This window comes from Cytophagia bacterium CHB2 (assembly GCA_030263535.1).
GTDB lineage: Bacteria > Zhuqueibacterota > Zhuqueibacteria > Zhuqueibacterales > Zhuqueibacteraceae > Coneutiohabitans.
Genome location: SZPB01000579.1, coordinates 1 through 2,540 on the forward strand (window position 1 = coordinate 1; position 2,540 = coordinate 2,540).

At 54.0% G+C, this 2,540-nt stretch carries 1 protein-coding gene; it reads left to right on the forward strand.

Annotated features, from left to right (window positions below; all coding sequences use genetic code 11):
* Positions 1–802: 802 nt before the first annotated feature.
* Positions 803–2,540, forward strand: a 1,738-nt coding sequence (locus tag FBQ85_29110; GenBank protein MDL1879192.1) for an excinuclease ABC subunit C, incomplete at its 3' end; no start/stop codon positions are given.

The following is a 2,540-nucleotide window of genomic DNA, read 5'->3' on the forward strand; positions in this document are numbered from 1 at the left end:
GGCCAACGTCGCTATGTTCCCGGCCATTCTACCGGGGCTGTATGATATGCATATTGCAGAGCGGCACGAGGCGGCCGCTGCAATCCTCAACGGTACGCTGGTTTTACTGCCATTTCTTGCCTGGACGATTTACCAAATCGCCAGAAATTTTCGCCGCCGCACCTCGCGGCGCGCTCATCTGGCGGTTTTATCGCCGATCCTGCCGCTGTTCTTGATACACGCGGTGCAATTGCCAATAACGATTGCCTTCATCGCCGGACTTGTGCTGGCCCTAGTCTTGACGATTCGCCACGAAACCGTGCAGGTGTTGACCAAATCGATTATCGAAGCATTTGAAAACGTCGGCCCGGCAATTTTCTTGATCATCGGCATCGGCATGCTGCTGGAAACCGTAAATCACGAGAGTATCAGCGCGGCCTTCAATACCTTGATACGCCCGTTGATTCCTGAACAAGGCATTTCGCGCACGGCTTTTATTGTCGTTTTTGGCGCGCTGGCGCCGCTGGCGTTATACCGCGGTCCGCTGAACATTTGGGGCATGGGCAGCGGTTTCGCGGCAATCATGCTGGCAACGCAGGCCTTGTCGGCGGAAAAGATCATGGCGGTACTGCTGGCGGTGGGCGCGGTGCAAGGCGTTTGCGATCCCACCAACAGCCATAATTTTTGGATTGCAAACTATCTCAAAGTGGAACCGCTCGATCTTACCAAACGAACCCTGCCGTTTATCTGGCCCATGGCCATCATCGCGTTGATCATTGCGGGCTGGCTGTACTTTGGACAATCTTAAAGCGCCGGCGAAAAGATGAATTCTGCCATTCAAAACAAATTGGAAAATCTGCCGCTGAAGCCCGGCGTTTATCAGTTCAAAGACCGCGCAGGAAAAATCATTTATGTGGGCAAGGCCAAGGTTCTGCGCCCGCGCGTGCGGTCGTATTTTCAGGAGGGCCGCCCGCTCGATCCCAAAACCGCGCGTTTGCGCAGCCGCATTGCCGACTTCGAGATCATCGTCACGGATTCCGAGATGGAAGCATTGATCCTCGAAATGAATCTGATCAAGGAATACCGCCCGCGCTACAACGTCAACCTGCGCGATGACAAGAGCTATCCCTACATTCGCGTCACGCATGAAATGTTTCCGCGCATCTTCCCCACCCGTCGAATCGTGAAAGACGGTTCACAATACTTTGGCCCCTACACCGATGTCGGCCAGATGAAGGCCTTGCTGCGCGCGGTGAAGCGCATCTTTCCGATTCGCAGTTGCAATTATCATTTCACGCCGGAAATCATCGCGCGCAAGAAATACAAACTCTGCCTGGATTATTACATCAAAAAATGTGACGGCCCGTGCGAGGGCCTGGTTTCGGCGGAGGAATATGGCAAAGTCGTGCAGCAAGTGGTCAATTTCATCAATGGCCGCGATCGCCAGGTCGTGAAAGAGATGCAGGATAAAATGCAAACGCTGGCAGAGAAACGTTTGTATGAAGAAGCGGGCAAGATGCGCGATCGCATTCGCTTCATTGAGGAATTTCAATTTCGCCAAAAAATCGTGACGGAAGATCTCAAGGATCGCGACATTGTATCCGTTGCCATGGAAGATGAAGACGCGGCCGGCGCGGTGTTCAAAGTGCGCGACGGGAAGATTATTGGCCGGCAGCATTATTATCTCAACGGGGTATTTCAAGAGCCTTACGAAAATGTTGTGGCCTCGTTTGCGAAACAATATTATCTCAAGGCTGATTTCATTCCCGAAGAAATCAACTTGCCGTGCGAGATCCCGGAGCGTGAGGACGTCAGAGTCTGGTTGGAAAACAGGCGTGAAGGGCCGGTGCAGCTCGTCACGCCCAAACTCGGCGAAAAAGCCAAACTCGTTGAAATGTGCGCCAAGAATGCGCATTTGCTGCTGCAAGAGTTGAAGCTGCAAAAGATGAAGACCAAGCTCAAAGTACCGCACAGCGTTGTCGCGTTGCAACGCGATTTGCACTTGGAAAAACCGCCGCGCCGGATTGAATGCTTTGATATTTCCAACATTCAGGGCGCAGACGCCGTGGCGGCCATGGTGACGTTCGTTGACGGCCGTTCTAAAAAATCGGATTATCGCAAATTCAAAATCCGCGGCCAGCACACGCCGGATGATTTTGCCATGATGGCCGAAGCCGTGGAGCGGCGCTATGCCGGCTCCCTCGCACAAAAACTCCCGCTGCCGGATTTGATTCTCGTGGACGGCGGCAAGGGGCAACTCAGCAGCGCGCAAAGCATCCTGCAAAAGCTGAATCTTAATATTCCCATTGCGGCGCTGGCCAAGCGCCTGGATGAGGTGTTCGTGCCGGGCGCCATGGAGGCGCAAAATATTCCACGCCATTCTTCAGGATTAAAATTGCTGCAGCAGCTCCGCGATGAGGCGCATCGTTTCGGCGTAACCTTTCATCGCAGCTTGCGCACCAAGCGCACAACAGACTCCGAGCTGTCGAAAATCGACGGCGTGGGCCCGGCGCGGCGCAATGCCTTGTTGAAATTTTACGGCTCACTCGCGGGCGTGCGCC